14 protein-coding genes are annotated in these 14,118 nt (G+C 75.5%); 6 read left to right on the top strand and 8 right to left on the bottom strand.

Features of this window, described 5'->3' with window-relative positions; translation table 11 throughout:
- Window positions 1-4: 4 nt before the first annotated feature.
- Entirely contained in the window at window positions 5-1,240 is a 1,236-nt protein-coding gene (locus HZS56_RS29060; RefSeq protein WP_374201218.1) for an MFS transporter, read from the top strand.
- A 100-nt stretch (window positions 1,241-1,340) separates the two neighbouring features.
- Here the strand turns inward: HZS56_RS29060 and HZS56_RS29055 are convergent, their stop codons facing one another.
- On the bottom strand, window positions 1,341-2,159 hold the full coding sequence (locus HZS56_RS29055) for a rhomboid family intramembrane serine protease (protein ID WP_216723771.1): 819 nt from the start codon (window positions 2,157-2,159) through the stop codon (window positions 1,341-1,343).
- Between the two features lie 135 nt (window positions 2,160-2,294).
- Between HZS56_RS29055 and HZS56_RS29050 the strand changes: the two genes are divergently transcribed.
- Window positions 2,295-2,654: a hypothetical protein gene (locus tag HZS56_RS29050; RefSeq protein WP_216723770.1), complete on the top strand. Its 360-nt coding sequence runs from the start codon at window positions 2,295-2,297 to the stop codon at window positions 2,652-2,654.
- A 16-nt stretch (window positions 2,655-2,670) separates the two neighbouring features.
- Here HZS56_RS29050 and HZS56_RS29045 read toward each other — a convergent pair whose 3' ends face one another.
- Window positions 2,671-4,080 carry an FAD-dependent oxidoreductase gene (locus HZS56_RS29045; RefSeq protein WP_374201219.1) on the bottom strand — a complete coding sequence of 470 codons (1,410 nt, stop codon included), beginning with the start codon at window positions 4,078-4,080 and terminating at the stop codon, window positions 2,671-2,673.
- A 125-nt stretch (window positions 4,081-4,205) separates the two neighbouring features.
- On the opposite strand from HZS56_RS29045, the gene hemG reads away from it, so the two are divergent.
- Both hemG and hemQ read left to right on the top strand, forming a co-directional pair.
- Window positions 4,206-5,696, top strand: coding sequence for a protoporphyrinogen oxidase (gene hemG, locus HZS56_RS29040; protein ID WP_253915096.1), 1,491 nt, complete (start codon window positions 4,206-4,208; stop codon window positions 5,694-5,696).
- Window positions 5,697-5,700: 4 nt separating this feature from the next.
- Complete coding sequence (gene hemQ / locus HZS56_RS29035) at window positions 5,701-6,432, top strand: hydrogen peroxide-dependent heme synthase (RefSeq protein ID WP_216723769.1); 732 nt, start codon at window positions 5,701-5,703, stop codon at window positions 6,430-6,432.
- A gap of 219 nt (window positions 6,433-6,651) precedes the next feature.
- On the opposite strand, the gene HZS56_RS29030 is transcribed toward hemQ, so the two are convergent.
- The 4 genes from HZS56_RS29030 to HZS56_RS29015 form a co-directional block, all read right to left on the bottom strand.
- Window positions 6,652-8,244 (bottom strand): alpha/beta hydrolase, encoded by a 1,593-nt coding sequence (locus HZS56_RS29030; protein ID WP_216723768.1) that lies wholly within the window; start codon window positions 8,242-8,244, stop codon window positions 6,652-6,654.
- 129 nt (window positions 8,245-8,373) lie between these two features.
- Window positions 8,374-9,174 (bottom strand): TIGR04222 domain-containing membrane protein, encoded by an 801-nt coding sequence (locus HZS56_RS29025; RefSeq protein ID WP_216723767.1) that lies wholly within the window; start codon window positions 9,172-9,174, stop codon window positions 8,374-8,376.
- Window positions 9,175-9,289: 115 nt separating this feature from the next.
- Window positions 9,290-10,636, bottom strand: coding sequence for an MbnB/TglH/ChrH family RiPP precursor modification enzyme (locus tag HZS56_RS29020; protein ID WP_216723782.1), 1,347 nt, complete (start codon window positions 10,634-10,636; stop codon window positions 9,290-9,292).
- A 127-nt stretch (window positions 10,637-10,763) separates the two neighbouring features.
- Window positions 10,764-11,519 (bottom strand): peptidyl-tRNA hydrolase, encoded by a 756-nt coding sequence (locus HZS56_RS29015; RefSeq protein WP_308408184.1) that lies wholly within the window; start codon window positions 11,517-11,519, stop codon window positions 10,764-10,766.
- Between the two features lie 46 nt (window positions 11,520-11,565).
- Here HZS56_RS29015 and HZS56_RS29010 point away from each other — a divergent pair, with 46 nt between their 5' ends.
- The gene (locus tag HZS56_RS29010; RefSeq protein WP_216723765.1) at window positions 11,566-12,432 is read left to right on the top strand and encodes an ABC transporter ATP-binding protein; all 867 of its coding nucleotides are present in this window, start codon (window positions 11,566-11,568) and stop codon (window positions 12,430-12,432) included.
- A complete protein-coding gene (locus HZS56_RS29005) occupies window positions 12,429-13,103 on the top strand; it encodes an ABC transporter (protein ID WP_216723764.1) in 675 nt (224 codons plus the stop codon). The genes HZS56_RS29010 and HZS56_RS29005 overlap by 4 nt, the downstream gene beginning before the upstream one ends.
- A gap of 9 nt (window positions 13,104-13,112) precedes the next feature.
- Here HZS56_RS29005 and HZS56_RS29000 read toward each other — a convergent pair whose 3' ends face one another.
- Both HZS56_RS29000 and HZS56_RS28995 read right to left on the bottom strand, forming a co-directional pair.
- A complete protein-coding gene (locus HZS56_RS29000; protein WP_216723763.1) occupies window positions 13,113-13,331 on the bottom strand; it encodes a hypothetical protein in 219 nt (72 codons plus the stop codon).
- 18 nt (window positions 13,332-13,349) lie between these two features.
- Window positions 13,350-14,118, bottom strand: a 769-nt coding sequence (locus HZS56_RS28995) for a polysaccharide deacetylase family protein (RefSeq protein WP_216723762.1), incomplete at its 5' end; no start/stop codon positions are given.

Here is a 14,118-nt window from a genome sequence, read left to right as displayed (position 1 = left end):
GCGCGTGTCCCGCCCGAACGACCCCTTCCTGCGCGGCCAGGTGGCGATCGCCGCGCTCTTCCTCTCGCTGGGCTTCCAGTACGCCACCTGGGCGGCCCGGATCCCGGCCCTCAAGTCCGGCCTGGACCTGAGCGCGGGCGAGGTGGGCGTGCTCCTGATGGCCGCGGGGGTCGGTTCGGCGGTGACGTTCCCGGCGGTGGCGTACCTGATGCGGCGCCTCGGCTCGCGCCGCCTGGCCCTGCTCTCGCAGCTCGGCCTGGCCCTCGCGCTGCTCGGCCTCGCGGCGGCCCCCAACTACCCGGTGGCCCTGCTGGTCATGTGCGCGGACGGCGTCCTGGTCGGCTGCCTGAACGTGGCCATGAACGCGCAGGGCGCGGCCCTGGAGACACGGCACGGACGCAACACCATGGCGAAGCTGCACGCCACCTTCAGCGCCGGATCGCTGCTCGCGGCCCTCCTCGCCTCCGGCATGACCGCGGCGACCGGCTCGGTCACGGCCCACTTCGGCGTCGCCGTCGTCCTCCTGGCCGCCCTGAACGTGACGGCCCGCACGGGCCTGCTCGACGAGGACGCCCCGGCGAAGGAGGTCCCGGCCGAGGAGACCCCGGCCGGGACCGCGGCCGGCCCGGAACCGGCCCGCCGCCGCTGGACGCTCCCCTCCCGCCTGACCCTGTGGATGTGCTGCGCCATGGTCTTCGGCACGGTCGCCGAGGGCGCCATGAACGACTGGTCGGCCCTCTACCTCGAGGACGTCGCGAAGGCGTCGGCGGAACTCGCCCCGCTGGGCATCGCCGTGGTCTCCGGCATGATGGTCGTCGCCCGCGTCTTCGCCGACGGCTGGCGCGCCCGCTGGGGCGACGGACGGGTGGTCCTCCTCGGCAGCGCGGTGGCCGGAGCCGGCCTCGCCGCCGCCCTGGTCAGCGGAGGCGTCGCCCCCGCTCTCGCCGGGTTCGCCTGCATGGGCCTGGGCATCGCCGCCGTCACCCCCTGCGTCTACGCCGCCGCGGCCCGGCAGGGTTCGGACGCGCTGACCCTGGTCGCCGCCATGGGCACCACCGGCCTGCTGGCCGGTCCGCCCCTCATCGGCTTCGTCGCGAGCGCGAGCAACCTGTCCTGGGGCATGGGCGCCGTGGCCGCCTGCGCCGTCGCCGTCGCCCTGTGCAGCACCCGCATCCGCTGGACCCCGGCACCGGCCGAGCAGGAGGAGCCGGAGGAGCAGGAGAGGACGGCAACCGCCTGAGCCCACCCGCCGCCGTGCCCGCCGGGCCGCCCACCGCCCACTGCTCGCGCCGGGCTGCTCGCCCCGGGGCCGCTTGCTGCGGACCGCCCGCCCCTGGTGCTCACCACCCCGGCCGCGCCCGGCGTCCGAACAGCAGGCCGCGCGGCTCGGGCGGAGGCGGGGTGCCGCGCCGCAGCGGCCAGGCGATCAGCATGCCGACGACGAAACCGACCACGTGGGCCACGTACGCCACCGTGCCCGCGTCGGAGACGGCGCCGCCGGAGGAGTAGACCGCCTGGAGCCCGAACCAGAAGCCCAGCACCAGCCAGGCCGGCAGCCGCAGCGGCAGGAAGATCAGGAAGGGCACCAGCACCCAGACCCGGGCCTTCGGGTACAGCACCAGATAGGCGCCGAGCACCCCGGCGATCGCGCCCGACGCGCCGATCAGCGGGGCGCCCGAGTCCGCGTTCAGCAGGGCGAAGCCGTAGGTCGCCGCATAGCCGCACACGCCGTAGAAGAGCAGGTAGCGCAGGTGGCCCATGCGGTCCTCGACGTTGTTTCCGAAGATCCACAGGAAGAGCATGTTGCCCAGCAGGTGCAGCCAGCCGCCGTGCAGGAACATCGCGGTCAGGACGCTCAGCTCCGGCGACTTGTCGTAGTCGGGCGGCGCGACCACGCACCCCGGCCCCTGCGGGCCGACCCCGGTATCGCCCGTCGGCACCAGGCGGGGCATCCGGTGCTGCAGCAGCTCCTGCGGCACCGCCGCCCAGTGGTCCAGGAACGCCCGGAGGCCGCACATCTGCGCCAGACCCCCGTCGCCCGTCGCCGACCCGGTCATGCCGGGGGTGAACAGGAACACCAGGACGTTCGCGAGGATCAGGGCGCACGTCACCCACGGGGTGCGGCGCGCCGGGTTCACGTCATGGACGGGGATGACCACGGGACAGTACTGCCCGCCCGGCGGAAGGCGAACCGCTTCGCCCCGTTGAACGCCGCCGTCCGTGTGTACGTACCCCCTCTCAACCGCCCGCGCCCCGGGGAAGGCGGGCTGCGGGGACGACGTGAGGAACTGGCGATGAACGAACGGGTCACACCGGCCGCGGCGATGCAGGCACTGCCCGACGGCGAGGCCGAGGTCGCGCTCGTGCTGCGGCTGCCGTGGGAGGACGTCGCCCGGCTCGGCCAGGAGGCCGGGCGGCTGGCCGCGCAGATGCAGCGGCCGGTGACGCTGGACGAGGCGGTGAGCCACCGGCTGCGCTCCGTGCGGGCCTCCCACGCCAAACCGGCCGGTGAGCAGCCGCCCGCGGTGGGCGCCCCCGCACCGCGGACCGCTGCCGCCCCCATGAGCCCCCCGGCGTCGGTGTCGTCCCTGCCGGCGCGGCCACCCGCCGAGCAGGCGCGGCAGGCCATCGACCGGATCAACGGCACGGCCTGAGCACCCCGGGCGGCGCTCAGCGCTGCTGCTCCACCACCCGCGTCGCCTTGCGGGCCGCCACCAGCACGGGATCCCAGACCGGCGAGAAGGGCGGCGCGTAACCCAGGTCCAGGGCGGTCATCTGCTCGACCGTCATCCCGGCCGTGAGGGCCACCGCGGCGATGTCGACCCGCTTGCCCGCGCCCTCACGGCCGACGATCTGCACGCCGAGCAGCCGGCCGGTGCGCCGCTCGGCGAGCATCTTCACCGTCATGGGGGAGGCGTTGGGGTAATAGCCCGCGCGGCTGGTCGACTCGACGGTGGCCGTCACGAACCGCAGCCCCACCCGCAGCGCGTCCTTCTCGCGCAGTCCGGTCCGCGCGATCTCCAGGTCGCAGACCTTGCTGACCGCCGTGCCGACCACGCCCGGGAAGGTGGCGTAACCGCCGCCCGCGTTGGTGCCGATGACCTGGCCGTGCTTGTTGGCGTGCGTGCCCAGCGGGATGTGCCGCTCCTGCCCGGAGACCAGGTCGAGCACCTCCACGCAGTCGCCGCCCGCCCAGATGTTCTCGTGCCCGCGCACCCGCATCGCCAGGTCCGTCAGCAGCCCGCCGTGCGCGCCGAGCGGGAGACCGGCCGCCTCGGCGAGGCCCGTCTCGGGGCGTACGCCGACACCGAGGACCACCACGTCCGCCGGGTACTGCGCGTCCTCGGTCGCCACCGCCCGGACCCGGCCGTCGTCGCCGGTCAGGACCTCGGTGACCGCGGCACCGTTCACCATGGTGATGCCGAGGCCCTCCATGGCCGTGCGCACCGTGCGGCCCATGTCCGGGTCGAGGGTCGACATCGGCTCCCGGCCGCGGTTGACGACCGTCACCTCGTAGCCGCGGTTGATCAGCGCCTCGGCCATCTCCACGCCGATGTACCCGGCGCCGACGACCACCGCGCGGCGGCCCCGCGTGCCGGCCAGCGTGTCGAGCAGCGCCTGCCCGTCGTCCAGCGTCTGCACCCCGTGCACGCCGGGTGCGTCGATGCCCGGCAGATCCGGCCGGATCGGCCGCGCACCGGTGCCGATCACCAGTTTGTCGTACGACGTCCAGGACTCCGCGCCGGAATCCACGTCCCGCGCGCGGACCCGCCCGCCGGCCACGTCGATCTCCGTGACCTCGGTGCGCATCCTGAGGTCGATGCCCCGGGCGCGGTGCTCCTCGGGCGTCCGGGCGATCAGCTGCTCCCGGTCGGGGACGTCGCCGCCGACCCAGTACGGGATGCCGCACGCCGAGAACGAACTGAAGTGGCCGCGTTCGAAGGCGACGATCTCCAGTTCCTCCGGGCCCTTCATCCGGCGGGCCTGCGACGCTGCGGACATGCCCGCCGCGTCACCGCCGACCACGACCAGCCGTTCCCCGGCTCGCTTCCCGGTGCCGCCCGCACCGCTCATGCCCATGCTCATGCGGACACGCTACGCGGGCGGGCAGCGCGGGGACGGACCACAGGCGCGGGACCGGCGGCCCGCCCTCAGGGCCACCCGGCCCCGCGGCGGGAGCGGCGCGGTCTGAGACGCTGAGGGACATGTGCGCAAGTGAGAACCCGAGTGAAGGCCCGGTGGGCGGACGCCCCGCCGACCCGCGGCACACCGTCGTCGTCGGAGCGGGCATCGCCGGACTGGCCGCCGCCCACCGCCTGCTGGAGCGCGGCGACCGCGTGACCGTCCTGGAGGCGTCCGACCGCGTCGGCGGCAAGCTGCTGCCCGGCGAGATCGCCGGAGTCCGCGTCGACCTCGGCGCCGAGTCGATGCTGGCCCGCCGCCCCGAGGCCGTCGGCCTGGCCCGCGCCGCCGGACTCGCCGACCGGCTCCAGCCGCCGTCCACGGCATCGGCCTCCCTGTGGACCCGCGGTGCCCTGCGCCCCATGCCCAAGGGCCACGTCATGGGCGTCCCCGGCACCGCCGCCGCCCTGTCCGGCGTGCTCTCCGAGGAGGGCCTCGCCCGCATCGAGCGCGACGCCGAACTGCCCCGCACCGAGGTCGGCGACGACGTGGCGGTGGGGGAGTACGTCGCCGCACGCCTGGGCCGCGAGGTCGTCGACCGCCTCGTCGAACCGCTGCTCGGCGGCGTCTACGCGGGCGACGCCTACCGCCTCTCGCTCCGCTCGGCCGTGCCGCAGCTCTTCGAGGCCGCCCGCACCCACACCTCCCTCACCGAGGCGGTCCGCGCACTCCAGGGCCGCACGGCCACCTCCCCGCCGAGCGGACCGGTGTTCATGGGCGTCGAGGGCGGCGTGGGCACCCTCCCGCTCGCGGTCGCCGAGTCGGTCCGCGCGCGCGGCGGCGACCTCGTCACCGGCACGCCCGTCACGGAGCTGCGGCACACGGCCCGGGGCGGCTGGCGGGTCGTCGCCGGGGACCGGGTGCTGCACGCCGATGCCGTCGTGGTCGCCGTGCCCGCCCGGCCCGCCGCCGAGCTGCTGCGCGCCGAGGCGCCCGCCGCCGCGGCCGAGCTGTCCGGGGTGGAGTACGCCTCGATGGCCCTGGTCACCCTCGCCTACCGCCGCTCGGAGGCCGCCGCGCTCCCCGAGGGCAGCGGCTTCCTCGTGCCGCCGGTCGACGGGCACACCATCAAGGCGTCCACCTTCGCCTCCCGCAAGTGGGGCTGGATCGCCGACGAGGACCCGGACCTCGTCGTCCTGCGCACCTCGGTGGGCCGGTACGGCGACACGGAGATCCTCGGCCGCGACGACGCGGGCCTCGTCGCCGTGTCCCGGCACGACCTGCGCGAGGCCACCGGACTGGCCGCCGCGCCGGTCGCCACCCGCGTCACCCGCTGGCAGGACGGTCTGCCGCAGTACCCGGTCGGCCACCACGCGCGCGTGGCCCGCGTCCGCGAGCACGTCGCGAAACTCCCGGGCCTCGCGGTGTGCGGCGCGGCGTACGACGGCGTCGGCATCCCGGCGAGCATCGCGAGCGCGTACGCCGCCGTCGACCAGGTCCGGGGCGGTCTGCGCGGTGTGGAGGAGCTCACGGCCCACCCGGTGCGGAGCCTGCACGGCGGAGCGGGAGAATAGGGCCATGAGTGACGAAGCCTCCACCCCCGCCGCCGAGCGCACCCCCAACAAGGGCAAGCTGGCCAAGGACCTCAACGAGGTCATCCGCTACACCCTCTGGTCCGTCTTCAAGCTCAAGGACACCCTCCCCGAGGACCGCGCCGGGTACGCCGACGAGGTCCAGGAGCTGTTCGACCAGCTCGCCGCGAAGGACGTGACGATCCGCGGCACCTACGACGTGTCAGGTCTGCGCGCCGACGCCGACCTGATGATCTGGTGGCACGCCGAGACCGCCGACCAGCTCCAGGAGGCCTACAACCTCTTCCGCCGCACGAAGCTGGGCCGTGCGCTGGAGCCGGTCTGGTCGAACATGGCGCTGCACCGCCCCGCCGAGTTCAACCGCTCGCACATCCCGGCCTTCCTGGCCGACGAGACGCCGCGGAACTACATCAGCGTCTACCCGTTCGTGCGCTCGTACGACTGGTACCTGCTGCCCGACGAGGACCGCCGCCGCATGCTCGCCGACCACGGCAAGATGGCCCGCGGCTACCCGGACGTGCGCGCCAACACGGTCGCCTCCTTCTCGCTGGGCGACTACGAGTGGATCCTCGCCTTCGAAGCCGACGAACTGCACCGCATCGTCGACCTCATGCGCCACCTGCGCGGCTCCGAGGCCCGCCGCCACGTCCGCGAGGAGATCCCGTTCTACACGGGGCGGCGCAAGGGCATCGGGGAGCTGGTGGCGGGGCTCGCCTGACCGGCGGGCGTGGCTGTCGGGTCGGCCGGGGGTCCGGGGGTTGTCCCCCGGGGGATGCGGCACGGGCCGCCGCAAGGACATCGGGGAGCTGGTGGCTGGGCTCGCCTGACCGGCGGGCGTGGCTGTCGGGTCGGCCGGGGGTCCGGGGGTTGTCCCCCCGGGGGATGCGGCACGGGGCGGCGCAAGGACATTGGGGAGCTGGTGGCCGGGCTCGCCTGCTCAGGGGCCGTTCCTGGGCTTCGGCTCCGGGCGCGGGGCGCACGACGTGTCCCGCGCCGGGAGGCGGCCCCGAAGCAGGTACGCCTCCAGGTGGTCGTTGACGCAGGCGTTCGGGCCCGCCGCGATGCCGTGGGTCCCGGCGTCCCGCTCGGTCACCAGCACCGAGCCCGACAGCCGCCGCCGCAGCTCCAGCGCGCCCTCGTAGGGCGCCGCCGCGTCCCGTTCCGCGGCCAGGAGCAGCGTCGGCGGCAGCTCACCCGGCGCGGTGCGCACGTCCAGCGGCTGCTGCCGGGGCGCCCGCCAGTAGGCGCAGGGCAGGTTCGTCCACACGTTGTCCCAGGTCTCGAACGGCGCCCGGCGGGCCAGCCGCGTGTTGTCCCGGTCCCAGACCTCGAAGTCCGTCGGCCACGGTGCGTCGTTGCACTCGACGGCCGTGTACACGGCGTTGGAGTTCTCCGCCGCGACCGCGCCCTCCTCGGTGCGTGTGCCCGCCTGGTCGACCAGCGGCTGCGGATCGCCCTTCAGGTATGCCGACAGCGCCTCGGCGCGGTGCGGCCAGTAGTCGTCGTAGTACCCGGCCTTCAGCATCGCCCCCTGCAACTGTGCGGGCCCGACCGTCCCGCCCGCCGGCCGTGCCGCCAGCCGCGCGCTCGCCTCCTCGTAGGCGTCCTGCACCTTCCGCGGCCGGTCCCCGAGCCCGTACTCGGCGTCGTGCTCGGCGACCCACTCCTTGAAGTCGTCCCAGCGGTCCTCGAACGCCTCCGACTGCGCGAGGTTGTTGCGGTACCAGACCTGTTCGGGGTCGGGATTCACCACCGCGTCGAACACCATCCGCCGCACGTGCGACGGGAACAGCTCGGCGTACAGCGCCCCCAGATACGTGCCGTACGACGCGCCCATGAACGTGAGCCGCCGCTCGCCCAGCGCGGCGCGGACGACCTCCAGGTCACGGGCGTTGTTGAGGGAGTGGTAGTGCCGCAGCGCGTCCCCGGCGCGTGCGGCGCAGTCGTGCGCGTACGTCTCCGCCTCGGCGGCGCGCTCCGCCTTGTACGCGTCCGAGGGGTGCGTCGGAGCGGGCCGGGGACCCTTGAAGAAGTCGCCGGGGTCCTGGCAGGACAGCGGCGCGGAGGGCGCGACGCCGCGCGGGGCGTAGCCGACGAGGTCGTAGGCGGCGGCGATGCGCTTCCACTCGGGCACCATGCCCACCAGCGGGAAGTACAGGCCGGAGGCGCCGGGGCCGCCCGGGTTGTAGAGGAGGGCGCCCTGGCCGGGGACCTTGTGCTTGCTGTTGTCGGGGTCCTTGTGAGTGGCCGGTACGCGGCTGACGGTGAGTTCGATCTGCCGGCCGCCGGGCCGCGCGTAGTCGAGGGGCACGCGGACCGTGCCGCAGCGGATGCCGCCCGGCAGCTCCTCCGCCTTCGGGCACCTGCCGAACTCGATGCCGGCCGCCGCCGCGCGCCCGGCGGCCACGGCGGTGCCGCGAGCCTCGGCCGAACCGGGTCCGGCCGGGGGTGGCGCCGCCCGGACCGGGCCGGTGGCGAGGGCGGTCAGCAGCAAGGACCCGGCGGCCGAGTAGAGGGCGGCAGCTCGCATCGCGTATCCCTTCGGTGCACGGGGGTGACGGAAGGGATGTTCGGGACAACGGCGGGGCGGGGCAAGCACCGGCCGCGGGTGTCGGTGCCGAGTGCCCCCGTGCGCCCCCGACGGCCCCGGCCCGGCGGGTCAGCCCCGGTGTCCGCGGTGCCCCTCGACGTACTTGTCGACGTACTCCTCGCGGTGTGCGAAGGCCGCACGCAGGTCCGGTTCGCCGATGGCGTGGACGCCCCGCACGGCCACCGACGTCAGGAAGGTCCGGTCGTCCGCCGTGCCGTCGGCCCGCTGGACGAGGGCGCCGATCAGCCGCTGCCCGGCGGGGGAGGCCCAGCGCGAGTACGGGTGGATCTCCATGCGCGTGATGGCGAGGCACCCCAGGGTCAGGGCGAGCGGCAGCGCGAACCAGAGGGCGACGAGCAGACGCGGCTCGGTGGTGGGCAGGGGCAGTGCCAGCGCGACCAGGCCCAGCGCGCACACGGTGGCCGCGGCGACCCGCACCCGCCGCACCCCGGCCGCGATGCCGCCGTCGGGCACGGCGAGGCCCGCCCGCACCAGCCGGTCGGCGAGGCCGCGTACCGCGTCGGCGGTGGCCGCGGCGGCCCGGACCGGCGCTATCCGCGACTGTCCCTCCGGTCCTATCGCCCCGATGACCGACCGCTCCATGTCGTCGCGCCCGCACGGGTCCACGACCGTGGCCCAGCCGGTGTGCGCGAGCAGCAGCCGGCGCTGGCGCGCCATGGACACCAGCGTCAGGTCGGCCACCCGCCGTGGACCGCCGGACAGGAACGCCGCCTCGTACAGCGTCAGCGCGTGGTCACGGGCGACGGGGCGCGGGGCTGCGGCGGCGGCCCGCACGGCGGCCAGGCACAGGCGCAGGCACGCGAGACCGGCGACGGCCCAGGCGGAGAGGAGGAAAAGGACCCAGAACATGCCGTACTTCTATGCCAAAGGCTTTCGCGGACGCCATGCCCTGTTCACATTCCGGGACGCAGTGTTGTGGGTATGTGACGTTCCGTTTGGCGCGGGCCTCGCGGCGGTGCGAGGTTCAGCGCCCCAGCAGGACGCGCCTGGTGGCGCGGGCCAGGCGGACCCCCGGTCGCGTCGACCGCGGTGCAGGTCCCGACCGTTCCAGCCACCACTCCCGCAACTCCCGTCGCACGGCCCGGTCCTCTTCCCCGGGCCGGGCCCCCAGCACGTGCTCGGCGAAGTCGAGGGCGTCCCGCCGGTAGCCGCCGGTCAACGGGTGTCCCTGCGCGTACGCGAGGAAGGCCGGCCGGTACCGGGTGCCCAGGATCAACGGGAGTTCGGGCGCGACCCTCGCCACCACGTCCGCTCGCTTCCCGGCGAGCGCCCGCGCCTGCACCCCGAGCCGTGCCCCGTCGAACCCCTCGGGCACGGGCGCCCCCGCCACGAGCGCCGCCAGCAGCGCGGCCTGCGCGTCCCCGAGCCGCCGCCGTGCGTCGGCGTCGGCGCCGCGCTCCTCCGGCACGGCCCGGCGCGGCGCCGCCGCTCCCCGGTCGCGGGGCGTCGTGCCCGCCCGTCCTCCGACGACGGCCGCGCTGTCCGCCCGTCCTCCGACGACGGCCGCGCGGATCGCCGCCACCTCGGTCTCCAGCTCGTCCCCCTCGGGGAAGTTCTCGTCCCGCTCCAGCAGCACGCCCGGCGGTGCGACGCGCGAGGCGAGGTCGGTCAGGATGTCCAGCACCGGCCGCGGAACGGGGTGGGCGTGGCTGTCGTGCCAGACGCCGTCCCGCTCGAAGCCGCCCGCGACGTGGACGTAGGCGAGGGCCTCCAGGGGCAGGTCGGCGAGTGCGGCGGCCGGGTCCTCGCCGAGGTTGACGTGGTTGGTGTGCAGGTTGGCCACGTCGATCAGCAGCCGCACGCCGGTCCGCTCGGCCAGTTCGTAAAGGAACTGCCCCTCCGTCAGCTCCTCGCCCGGCCACGCGAGGAGCGCGGCGATGTTCTCCACGGCGAGCGGCACGGGCAGCGCGTCCTGGGCGATGCGCACGTTCTCGCACAGCACGTCCAGGGCGTCGCGGGTACGCGGCACGGGCAGCAGGTGTCCGGCCTCCATGTGCGGCGCCGCCGTCGGTGCCCCGCCCGCCCGGACGAACGCGATGTGCTCGGTGACCAGCGGCGACCCGAGTACGTCGGCCCGCTCGGCCAGCGCCGCCAGCCGCTCCGGGTCCGGCCGCTCCGCCCCGCCGAGGCCGAGCGAGACGCCGTGCGGTACGACGGTCACGCCGCGTTCGCGCAGCCGCAGCAGCGAGTCCGGCAGGTGTCCGGGGCACAGGTTCTCGGACACGGCCTCGACCCAGTCGATGCCGGGCATCCGCTCGACGACGTCCGCGATCTCCGGACGCCATCCGATGCCCGTTCCCAGTCGCGCCATCGGCTGCATGGCCGCCTCCCCTCCTGCGTACATGCCGGTGGTATCGCCCGCCCCGCCCGGTCCGAACCCCCGACCGGGCATCTCCAGAGCAACATTTGAGCTTCGGGGCCGCCCCGGACGCCGCCGCCTACCGCCGCAGCGCCGGGTGGTCCGCCACCACCGTGCACGAGCCCGGGGCGATCTCGGTGAACCCGGCGTCGCGGACGACGGGCAGACCGCTCGTCGTGAGGCCGGGCCAGCGGGCGGGCTCCGCGGTGCGCACGGCGAGCGGGTACCCCGCCTCCCGCCAGGCGCTCCGGGCCGCGTCGTCCAGCTCCCACCAGGCCAGCTGCGCACCGTGTCCGGCCTGGGCCATCGCCTTGCCCGCCGACATGTCCAGGCCGGGGTTCATCCAGAGCACCGGCACGGCGGGACCGGCGGCGGCCGGCGGCTCGGGGTCGTCGAGGTCGGTGCCGGAGACCTGGAGCCGGGCCAGGTCCTTCGGCCAGCCGTCCAACGGCACCGGCGGGAACACCCGCACCTCGGCCGTCCTCCCGCCGACCGTGATGCCGGGCAGCGCCTCGGCCCGCCGCCACTCCGCGCCGCGGGCCCGACGCACGACCTTGCGGATCCGCGCGTCCTGCCAGTCCCGCACCGCCCGCGCCCACGCGCCGTCGCCGGTGGACCGCTCGTCCCCGAGCATCACCAGCACCGCGCGGGCGGCCGTTTCCAGCGCGTCGGTACGCGCCGGCGGCGCCGCCCGCTCGATGCGCACGACGAGCGGCAGCACGAACTGCGGCGCGAGGTCACGGTCGCCGGGCTCGGGACGGAAGGGACTGTCGGGGACCGGGGAGGAACTGCCGGAGGCCGGTACGGGGACGGGCAGCGCGGGATCATTGCTCACCCCCACAGTCTGCCAACCCGCCCGCGCCCCGCGAGAGGATGACCCCATGCAACGCGAGCTACGGCTGGACGGCGTGGGACGCCGCTACGGCATCCGCGGCCCCTGGGTACTGCGCGGCGTCGAACTGCGCATCGCACCCGGCGCGGTCGTCCGCGTCGAGGGCGCCAACGGCAGCGGCAAGTCGACCCTGCTGCGCCTGCTCGCGGGGATCGACGCCCCCACCGAGGGCCGGGTCACCGGCCGGCCGCGCACCGCCTACGTCCCCGAACGCTTCCCGCCCGCCCTGCCCTTCACCGCCCTCCAGTACCTCACCCACCTCGGTACCGTCCACGGGCTGTCCCGCCGGTCGGCGGCCCGCGCGGCGGGGGAGTGGCTGGAGCGGCTCGGGGCCGCGGAGTACGCCGGCACGCGGCTCGCGCGGCTGTCCAAGGGCAGCAGCCAGAAGGTGGCGGTGGCGCAGGCCCTGCTCGCCGATCCGGAACTGCTCGTCCTCGACGAGGCCTGGACCGGGCTCGACACCGACGCCCGGGCCGGTCTGGAGCGGGCGGTGGCCGAGCGCACGGCGGCCGGCGGCGCCGTCGTCTTCGTCGACCACGACCCGCGCCGCCTGGCCGGCGTGCCCGACGCCGTCCACACCGTGCGCGACGGCACCCTGCACGGCCGTACCGCGCCCGCCGCTCTCCCGGACGGTCCCCGGGTCGTCGTCCGGGTGCAGGGCGCGCCCGGCGCCGTGCTGCCCGCCGACGCGCACCGGACGGCCGTCTCGGCCGAGGAGACCGGCGCCGGTTCCCACGTGCTCACCGTGCCCGCCTCCCACTCCGACGTCCTGCTGCGCGCCCTCCTGACGGCCCGGCCGCCGTGGCACGTGGTGAGCGTGCACGCCGCGCAATACCTTCCGGAGAACCGCCGATGACCGCTCTCCTGCGCTACCGGGCCGCCCTCCTGCTGCGCTCCCAGCGCTGGCTGCCGCCCGTCGTCCTGTACGCCGCCGCGCTCGGCATCGGTGTGCAGGGCGGGCAGCCGGTGCTCGACTCGCTGGGCTGGACGGCGGCCGCACTGCTGCCGGTCGCGGCGTGGCTGGTGCGGATCTGCGTCGGCGGTGAGCCGTCCGCTGCCCGGGCCTGCGTGGCGGCGGCGCGCGGTCCCGCGCGGTCCCACCTGGCGTCGGTGCTGGTGGCGCTGGCCGCCGCGGTGGTCCTCGGCGCGGTGGCCACCCTCGTCGTGACGCTGGTCAGCGACCCCGTCAGTACGGGACGCGGCACCCGCGTCGCCCTGCTCCCCGCGGGCGGCGCCGGACTGCTCGCCGCGCTGGTGTGCGCCCTGCTCGGCACCGCCGTCGGCGCGCTCACCGCCTGGCCGGTGCTGCGCTCGCCCGGCCGCGCCGTGCCCGCCCTGCTCCTGGCGGCCCTGCCGGCGCTGGTGGCGTCCGGGTCCCCTGCCCGCGCGGCGGTCAGCGGCCTGGTCACCGGGTCGAGGTCGGGCGCGGTGCCGCTGCCGCTGCTGCCCCTGGCGGTGGCGGTCGTCATCGCCTCGGCGGCGACCGCCGCGGCCTGTGCGCTCAGCTCGCGCCGGTCACCCGCATGAGCGGGCCGATCAACCCGAGCAGGCCGTGCGCTGGGCCTCCTGCCACTCGCAGACCGGGCAGAGCGTGATGCCCTTGTACGACTCCGGGTACTCCGTGGGCTCCTGGCACAGCACGCAGTCCGCGTACGGCGGGCCGTCGGCCTTCGGGGGCCGGGGCGCGTCGATCAGGCAGTAGCCTCCCGGCTCGCAGCCGGTGCCGTCCGGGTCCCGGTCCTCGTCGTTGCTCATCCCTCCAGGGTAGGCCCGTCAGCCGCGGCCGTTCGAGGCGTCGACCAGGTCCGAGACCTTCACGAAGCGGTATCCCCGGCGGCGCAGTTCGGGTACCACCGACCGCACCACCTCCTCCGTCACCGGGGCGGCGCTGCGGGTGCAGTGCATGACGACGACCGATCCCGGCCGCACGCCGTCGAGCACCTGCCGGGTCACCGCGTCGGCGTCCGTGGCGAAGGCGTCGCCGCTCACCACGTCCCACTGCACGGCGGTGACTCCGGTGGCCGACAGTTCCCTGAGGGCCGCCTTGTCGTAGCAGCCGCCGGGGAAGCGGAAGTACGGCATCGGGTTCGGCACCCCGGCCTTCTCGAACGCCGTGTACGCCCGCTCCAGGTCCGACCGCATCCGGTCCTCGGGGACCGTCGGCAGGCCGTAGCAGTCGTCCGTGTAGGCGTAGTGGCTGTAGGAGTGGTTGGCGACCTCGAACCGCGGGTCGCGGCCGATGGAGCGGGCCTCGTCCGGGTACTCCTCGGCCCAGCGGCCGGTCATGAACACCGTGGCCGGGACCTTCAGCTTCCGCAGCGTCGCGATCAGCTGCGGATTGTCGAACCGTTCGCCCGACGCGGCCCGCGGCCCCTGGTCGGCGGTCATGTCGGCGTCGAAGGTGAGGGCGACCGTTTTGCCGCCGCTGTCCCCGCCCTTCCCGCCGTTCCCGCGGTCCTTGCCGTCCGTGCGCGGGCCGTGTTCGAAGACGGGGGTCAGGCCCGCGGGACCGGGGGCGAGAGTGGGGGCGAGGGTCCGGGAG

The organism is Streptomyces mayonensis, assembly GCF_018982965.1.
GTDB classification, from domain to species: Bacteria; Actinomycetota; Actinomycetes; order Streptomycetales; family Streptomycetaceae; genus Streptomyces; species Streptomyces mayonensis.
The sequence above is the reverse complement of the archived record's forward strand: the minus strand, read 5'-3'. Positions and strand labels throughout refer to the sequence as shown.